Annotated in this window: 5 protein-coding genes; 2 read left to right on the forward strand and 3 right to left on the reverse strand. The window is 71.8% G+C overall.

What is annotated here, in order from left to right:
- Nucleotides 1-59: 59 nt before the first annotated feature.
- Nucleotides 60-2,423 carry a glycoside hydrolase family 31 protein gene (locus CR470_RS33170; RefSeq protein ID WP_097871167.1) on the reverse strand — a complete coding sequence of 788 codons (2,364 nt, stop codon included), beginning with the start codon at nucleotides 2,421-2,423 and terminating at the stop codon, nucleotides 60-62.
- A gap of 219 nt (nucleotides 2,424-2,642) precedes the next feature.
- On the opposite strand from CR470_RS33170, the gene CR470_RS33175 reads away from it, so the two are divergent.
- Complete coding sequence (locus tag CR470_RS33175; RefSeq protein WP_097871163.1) at nucleotides 2,643-4,622, forward strand: acetoacetate--CoA ligase; 1,980 nt, start codon at nucleotides 2,643-2,645, stop codon at nucleotides 4,620-4,622.
- Between the two features lie 63 nt (nucleotides 4,623-4,685).
- Nucleotides 4,686-5,609, forward strand: coding sequence for a hypothetical protein (locus CR470_RS33180; RefSeq protein WP_097871164.1), 924 nt, complete (start codon nucleotides 4,686-4,688; stop codon nucleotides 5,607-5,609).
- 75 nt (nucleotides 5,610-5,684) lie between these two features.
- On the opposite strand, the gene ptsP is transcribed toward CR470_RS33180, so the two are convergent.
- Complete coding sequence (gene ptsP, locus CR470_RS33185) at nucleotides 5,685-7,355, reverse strand: phosphoenolpyruvate--protein phosphotransferase (protein WP_097871165.1); 1,671 nt, start codon at nucleotides 7,353-7,355, stop codon at nucleotides 5,685-5,687.
- 76 nt (nucleotides 7,356-7,431) lie between these two features.
- Nucleotides 7,432-7,881, reverse strand: coding sequence for a PTS sugar transporter subunit IIA (locus CR470_RS33190; RefSeq protein ID WP_097871166.1), 450 nt, complete (start codon nucleotides 7,879-7,881; stop codon nucleotides 7,432-7,434).
- Nucleotides 7,882-8,338 lie beyond the last annotated feature (457 nt).

Raw genomic sequence — 8,338 nt, forward strand, 5'->3', positions numbered from 1 at the left:
GCCCTGCCGTCGACCGCCCGCGCGCCCTTCGGGCGACGACGGGAGTGCGACGACACGGCCTAATCCCGCCCCCGGACCCCCCGCACCCGCACCGGGCAGTCGACCCCGTCCTCCGAGCCGTCCCGCTCCACCACCACGCGGTCGCCCTCCCACCGCGTCACATACCGCTCGACCTCCGCCTCCGCCCACCCGTCGCCCGGGTCCCGCACCACCAGCCCGCCGCCCGTACATCCCGGCGCGGGCGCCCACACCTCCAGCTCCGGGCCGCCGCCCGCACCCCGCACCGGAATCACCGCGCCCGCCCTCGCCAGCACCGGCACCCTCGACAGCGGAGCCTCGACCAGGACCTGGCCCGGTCCTTCGTACGCCCGCCCCGTCGCCGTGTCGTACCACCGCCCCCGGGGCAGCCGCACCGCCCGCCGCCGCGCCCCGGCCTCCAGCACCGGAGCCACCAGCAGCGCATCACCCAGCAGGAACGCGTCCTCGCACTCCCGCAGCGCCCGGTCGCCCGGCGCGCCCCACCACATCGGCCGTACATAGGGCGCACCGGTCAGCCGCGCCAGGTGCGACAGCGTCACGAAGTACGGGCGGAGCCGCTCCCGCTCCACCAGCGCCGCCCGCGCGTGCTCCAGCACCTCGGGACCGAACTCCCACGGCTCCCGCCGCCCCGCGCCGATCGCCGCATGGGTCCGGAACAACGGCAGATACGCCCCCAGCTGGAACCACCGCAGATACAGCTCCGGCGACGGAAACCCGTCGAACCCGCCCACATCCGGACCCGAATACGGCACCCCGCACAGCCCGAGCCCCACCACCAGCGACAACGACGCCCGCAGCCCAGGCCACCCCGTCGACACATCACCGGACCAGGTGCCCCCGTACCTCTGCATCCCCGCCCAGCCCGACCGCGAGAAGAGGAACGGCCGCTCCTCCGGACGGAACCGGAGCAGCCCCTCATAACCCGCCCGTGCCATCGCCAGCGCGTACACGTTGTGCGCCTCTCGATGATCACCGCCGGCGCCCTCCAGCACATGCCGGGCCGAACGCGGCAGCGACGGATCCCCGAACGCCGCGAACGACACCGGCTCGTTCATGTCGTGCCAGACCCCCGAGAAGCCCTGCGCAAGCCGTTCCTCGTACAGAGATCCCCACCAATCCCGCACAAGCGGATCAGTGAAGTCCGGATAGACCGAGGCCCCCGGCCACACCTCCCCGACCACCACCCGCCCCCGCGCGTCCCGGACGTACGCCCCCCGCTCCCCGACCGCCACGCCCCCGTCGAACACCGCCTCGCCCGGCTCCGCCTTCACCGCCGGATCCACGATCGACACCAGCCGCACCCCGTCCTCGCGCAGCTCCTTCGCCAGCGCGGCCAGATCGGGGAACCGCTCACGGTCCACCGTGAACACCCGGTGCGCGTCGTAGTGGTCGATGTCCAGATGCAGCACCGACAGCGGCAGCCCCCGCTCCCGGTACCCGTCGACGACCCGCCGCACCTCCACCTCGCTGCCGAACCCCCACCGGGCGTGCTGCGGCCCCAGCGCCCAGGACGGCGGCAGCGCGGGCGCACCCGTCAGCGCCGTCCACCCCTGGAGCACCCGGGCCGGCGTCCCCGCCACCACCCAGCAGCGCAGCGGCCCGCCCTCCATCCGCACTTCGCAGGCGCCCGGCCGGTCATGCCCCGAACCGGCGCCCTCCTCGCCCTCCCGCAGCACCACCCGCCCCGCCCAGCTGTTGTCGTGGAACATCAGATGCGTCCCCGCGTCCGACACCACCACCTGCACCGGCATCGTCAGATACAGCGGATCGTCCCCCGGACCGAAACGCCCGCCCGGATCGGTGTTCCACAGCCCGTACACCCCGTCCCGCAACCGGGGCCCCGCCGCCCGCCCGCCCAGACCGAAGAACCGCGCGTCCGCAGGAACCTCGGACCGCTGCACCCACCGCACCGGCCCCCCGCCCACCGGCTCCCACCAGCGCGGCGGAAGCTCCCGCCGCAACAGCAACCCGCCCGGCGTCCGCAGCTCCACCGCCCCGGTCCGTGACACCACCACCGTCAGCCGCTCCGAGACCACCTGCCAGCCGCCGTCCTTGTCCGGCTCCAGCACCGCCCGCGGATCCGGCGCGGGCGCCTCGCCCGTCACCGCGTACGACGGCAGCGGCTCCGCCCCGTCCCACGCCCAGAACACCGCACCGCCCACCGACACACGGATGCGCAGCTCCGAACGGGCGAACCGCACCACACCCCCGCCGGGACCCGGCTCCGCACCCGTCAGCGCACCGGGCACCCGGGCCCGCTCCACCCCGCGCGCCGGCAGCGCCGCCGCGTCCGCGGACCGCCGCCGCCACGCCGAACGCACCGTGCGCAGCCCCCGCACCGAACCGACCAACCTCACCCGACGCACCAGGTCACGACCGTCCATGGCGCACACCCTGCCACCCGCCCGACCCGCAGAACCTTCCGTTCAACTCCCGTTCACCCATGCCGCGCCCCGCGAACAGGAACCCCCGTCACACCGGGCCACCCTGGTGCCGAAGACGATCACATGGCATCGTCCGTGTCAGCCGCTCACGCGCACACCCCGGCCCGTGCGCGTCGACACGCCCACCCCGCGTACCCGTACAGCCAGGGAGCAGCCCTCATGACCGCAGCCACGCCCGACGCCCCGCTCTGGCAGCCCGGCCCCGACCGCATCGAGGCCGCGGCCGTCACCCGCTTCCAGAACTGGGCCGCGGCCCGGTACGGCGCCCCGGCCGAGGGCGGATACGCGGCCCTGCACCGCTGGTCCGTCGACGAACTCGACACCTTCTGGCAGGCCGTCGCCGAGTGGTTCGACATCCGCTTCTCCACGCCGTACGAAAGCGTCCTCGGCGACCGCGCGATGCCCGGCGCCACCTGGTTCCCCGGCGCCACCCTCAACTACGCCGAACACGCCCTGCGCACCGCCGAGGACCCCTCCCGCGCCGACACCCCCGCCCTGCTGTACGTCGACGAGACCCACACCCAGCTCCCCATCAGCTGGGCCGAGCTCCGCCGCCAGGTCGGCGCGCTCGCCGCCGAACTCCGCGCCCTCGGCGTCACCCCCGGCGACCGCGTCAGCGGCTACCTCCCCAACATCCCGCAGGCCGTCGTCGCCTTCCTCGCCACCGCGGCGGTCGGCGGCATCTGGACCTCCTGCGCCCCCGACTTCGGCGCCCGCAGCGTCCTCGACCGGTTCCAGCAGATCGAACCCGTCGTCCTGTTCACCGTCGACGGCTACCGCTACGGCGGCAAGGAGCACGACCGCACCGAGACCGTCGCCGAGCTCCGCCGCGAACTGCCCACCCTGCGCGCCGTCGTCCACATCCCGCTCCTGGGCACCGACGTCCCCGAAGGGGCACTCGCCTGGGCCGCCCTCACCTCCGCCGACACCGAGCCGGTCTTCGAACAGGTCCCCTTCGAGCACCCGCTCTGGGTCCTCTACTCCTCCGGCACCACCGGCCTGCCCAAGGCCATCGTCCAGTCCCAGGGCGGCATCCTGCTCGAACACTTCAAGCAGATCGGACTGCACTGCGACCTCGGACCCGAGGACCGCTTCTTCTGGTACACCTCCACCGGCTGGATGATGTGGAACTTCCTCGTCTCCGGCCTCCTCACCGGCACCACCGTCGTCCTGTACGACGGCAGCCCCGGCTATCCGGACGTCAGCGCACAATGGCGGGTCGCCGAACAGACCGGCGCCACCCTCTTCGGCACTTCCGCCGCGTACGTCATGGCCTGCCGCAAGGCCGACATCCACCCCGGCCGCGACTTCGACCTCTCCCGCGTCCAGTGCGTCGCCACCACCGGCTCCCCGCTCCCGCCCGACGGCTTCCGCTGGCTCCACGACGAGGTGGCCGAAGACCTCTGGATCGCCTCCGTCAGCGGCGGCACCGACGTCTGCAGCTGCTTCGCCGGAGCCGTCCCCACCCTCCCCGTCCACATCGGCGAACTCCAGGCCCCCTGCCTCGGCACCGACCTCCAGTCCTGGGACCCGGCCGGCAAGCCCCTCATCGGCGAGGTCGGCGAACTCGTCGTCACCAATCCGCTCCCGTCCATGCCGATCCGCTTCTGGAACGACCCCGACGGCAGCCGTTACCACGACAGCTACTTCGACATGTACCCCGGCGTCTGGCGGCACGGGGACTGGATCACCCTCACCGACCACGGCTCCGTGATCATCCACGGCCGCTCCGACTCCACCCTGAACCGCCAGGGCGTCCGCATGGGCTCCGCCGACATCTACGAGGCCGTCGAACGGCTCCCCGAGATCCGCGAATCCCTCGTCATCGGCCTCGAAGAGCCCGACGGCGGCTACTGGATGCCGCTCTTCGTCCACCTCGCCGACGGCGCGACCCTCGACGACGACCTGCGCGCGGCGATCAAGCACACCATCCGCGAGAACCTCTCCCCGCGCCACGTACCGGACGAGGTCATCGAGGTCCCCGCCATCCCGCACACCCTCACCGGCAAGCGCATCGAGGTTCCGGTCAAGCGCCTCCTCCAGGGAACCGAGCTGGCCAAGGCGGTCAACCCGGGCTCCGTCGACAACGTCGACCTCCTCCACTTCTACGCCGAACTGGCCGCGAACCGGCGCCGCTGAGCCGCTTGTCAGTCCCCCTGATTACTCTGAGTGAGCAAGGATTCACCGCGCACAGGGGGACACATGGCGCAGACCGGCCACACCGAGAAGAGCACCACCCACCACACGAAGCACAGCACCACCATGCGACGCACGTTGCGCCGCGAAGCACCCAGCACGATCGGACTCCTCGCCGACGCACAGGACTTCGCGGCCATGCGGCGCTACCGCACCTTCGCCTTCGACGACCACACCGTCTACCTCCAGCAGGTCGAGGGCCTGCTCAAAGCGCTCGCGGCCCAAGGCGTGCACACCACCGTCGCCCTCTTCGACCCGGAGGACTACGCGGAGTTCTGCGCCGAATCGGGCCTCGACGCCGACACCGGCGCCAGCCGCAGCCGGTTCACCGCGGAGATCGCCGCCGCCGGAGCCACGGTCGCCTACACCGGCCAACGCCTGAGCGACCTCATCCCCGTCCTCGTCTCCCGCGCGGTCCGCCAGGCCACCTGGGAGTACGCCACCCTCGTCCTCGCCGACCTCGGCGCCTGCGCCGACTGCGGCCAGGACGTCGGACGCGCGGCCTTCGACCGCGCCTCGCACCTCCTCATGCGGCTGCTGGAAACGGCGGGACCGGGCACCCACCATCTGGTGTGCAGCACCCCGACGGACAACGACCAGCTCCTGGCCGTGCTCCACACCCACCGCGACACCGCGGGACCCGCCCGCCTCGACAGCGCGGAGGGCGCGGAGTTCGCCACCGTCCTCGCGGTGGCCATCGCCCTGGAATCGCGTGGGGGAGTCGTCCTGCGCACCAGCGCCCCCGACAGCCCGGACCGTGTCCACGGCTGGCGCCTGGCCCACGGAGCCCTCGCCCCCCTCACCGCGGGCGAGGTCTTCAACGCCTATTGCACCGACGCGGACACCGGAGAGCCCGTCTCCCCGGAATCCGGTGTGGAGTACTGCGCGGGATTCGACATCGGAGCAGACCCGGCGGATCCCCACCGCTGATACGCAGCAGCCACACAGCAGGAGGGGCTTCCCGCCACACGGGGGAAAGCCCCTCCTGGATCTGCTGAATCCCGTCTACTCGCCGGACAGCACAGCCTGAGCGGCGCTGCGCGCCTCGTCGGCCGAGTCCGCCGCACGAGCGGCGTTCGCAGCCCGCTCGCACTGCGCCAGCGTGTACTTGGCCAGCGTGGCCCGCACATAAGGAATGGACGCGGCGCCCATCGACAGGGAGGTGACACCCAGACCCGTCAGCACGCACGCCAGCAGCGGATCCGCCGCCGCCTCACCGCACACACCACAACTCTTGCCCTCGGCCCGAGCCGCCTCGGCGGACAGCGCCACGAGATCCAGCAACGCCGGCTGCCACGGGTCCTGGAGCCGCGACACCGCGCCCACCTGACGGTCGGCCGCGAAGGTGTACTGCGCCAGGTCGTTGGTGCCCAGCGACAGGAACTCCACCTCCTGGAGGATCGACCGCGCCCGCAGAGCGGCGGACGGGATCTCCACCATCGCGCCGAACTTCGCCCGCAGCCCGGCCTCGCGGCACGCGTCCGCGAACGCCTTGGCGTCGATGCGGTCGGCCACCATGGGGGCCATGACCTCCAGGTACACCGGCAGACCCTCGGCGGCCTTCGCCAGCGCGGTCAACTGGGTACGCAGCACCTCGGGGTGGTCCAGCAGACTCCGCAGCCCACGGACACCGAGCGCCGGGTTCGGCTCGTCGGCCGGAGTCAGGAAGTCCAGCGGCTTGTCGGCGCCGGCGTCCAGCACACGCACGACGACACGACCCTCGGGGAACGCCTCCAGCACCGCCCGGTAGGCCGCGACCTGCTTCTCCTCGGAAGGAGCCTGCTTGCTGTCGTCCAGGAACAGGAACTCGGTCCGGAACAGACCGACGCCCTCAGCACCCGCCTCGACCGCCGCGGGCACATCGCCCGGACCGCCGACATTGGCGAGCAGCGGCACCTTGTGCCCGTCCGAAGTGGCACCCGGACCGGTCGAGGCGGACAGCGCCGCCTTACGAGCGGCGGCGGCACTCTCCAACTCGGTGCGCTTCTCGTCGCTCGGGTCGACGAAGATCTCGCCGGTGCTGCCGTCCACCGCGACGACCGTGCCCTCGGCCAGCTCACCGGCGCCGGGCAGCGCCACCACTGCGGGAACGCCGAGCGCCCGCGCCAGAATCGCGCTGTGGCTGGTCGGCCCGCCCTCCTCGGTGACGAAGCCGAGCACCAGCGTCGGGTCGAGGAGCGCCGTGTCGGCCGGCGCGAGGTCGCGGGCGATCAGCACATACGGCTCGTCGCTGTCCGGCACACCGGGCATCGGCACACCGAGCAGCCGCGCCACGATCCGGTTCCGTACGTCGTCGAGGTCCGCGACCCGCCCCGCCAGGTACTCCCCGGCATTGGCGAGCAACGCCCGGTACGCGGCGAACGCGTCGTACACCGCGCGCTCGGCGGTGCTGCCCACAGCGATGCGCCGATCGACGTCGGACATCAGCTCGGGGTCCTGCGCCATCATGGCCTGCGCCTCGAGCACGTGCTGTGCCTCGCCGCCGGCCAGGTTGCCGCGCGCGATGAGATCGGCCGCGACCGCTTCCACCGCCTGCCTGGCGCGCCCCTGTTCGCGACCGGCCTCCTCGGCGGGAATCGATTTGGCGGGCGGCTCCAGCACCGCCGTACCCATGTGCCGAACCTCGCCGATGGCCACACCGTGGCTCACGCCGACGCCTCGCAGCGTTGTCTCCATTTCACCCGTCTCCGGTTGTGCGGTGACCGAGTCACCGCGGTGGTTGTGCACCTTGCTGGTCACCGCGCCCTGGGCGTCACTGCCAGCCGAACAGCGGGTCGCCGACCTTCACGTCCCCGTCCTCACGGACATCGGAGAGCGACTCGGCGGTGGCCTCCAGGGCCACGATCGGGCAGATGGGTGATTTGCCGGCGGCCTCGACGGCGACCGGGTCCCAGCGCACGATGCTCTGGCCCCGGGCGACGGTGTCCCCCTTGTTCACAAGGAGCTCGAAGCCCTCGCCGTTGAGCTGGACGGTGTCGATGCCGAGGTGGGTCAGGACCCCGTGCCCTTCCGCGTCGACGACGACGAAGGCGTGGGGGTGCAGGGAGACGACGATGCCGTCGACCGGGGACACGGCCTCGGAGGGCTCACGTACGGGGTCGATGGCGGTGCCGGGACCGACCATCGCGCCGGAGAAGACCGGGTCGGGAACCGCGGCGAGTCCGATGGCGCGTCCAGCAAGAGGGGACGTCACGTTGGTCATGGGGAGCCTCCCAGGGGGTGGAGATTCAGGTGTCGCCGCCGCGACTGATGGGGGACGGCGTACTGCTCAGCAGAGTAAGTCATATGAAGTCCCGGTTCCGCCCGAGACCTACCGCTTGGCAGACCTAGGGGTGCACCGGAAACGATTTGCCTCGACTCCCGGCGGCCTGTACTGTCGTACTCCTGCCTGACCCCAACGCGACTTTGAGTCGGGGGTCGGCGGCGACCTTCAAGCCCAGATCCTAACCTTGAACCCTCCTTTGGCATGCCCGTGGGACGTGGTCAGGGGGATGGAAAAGGCCTGATAGAGTCGGACTCGCCGAAAGGGAAAACGCGAAAGCGAATTTCCTGGAAGCGAAATGCGAGACCCGCTTCGACCGGGAATCGGACACGAAAGAGTCTGATAGAGTCGGAAACGCAGGACAGCAAGACAAAGCAGTAAACGAAGGGAAGCGCCC

Source organism: Streptomyces sp. rh34 (assembly GCF_002551245.1).
Lineage (GTDB): Bacteria > Actinomycetota > Actinomycetes > Streptomycetales > Streptomycetaceae > Streptomyces.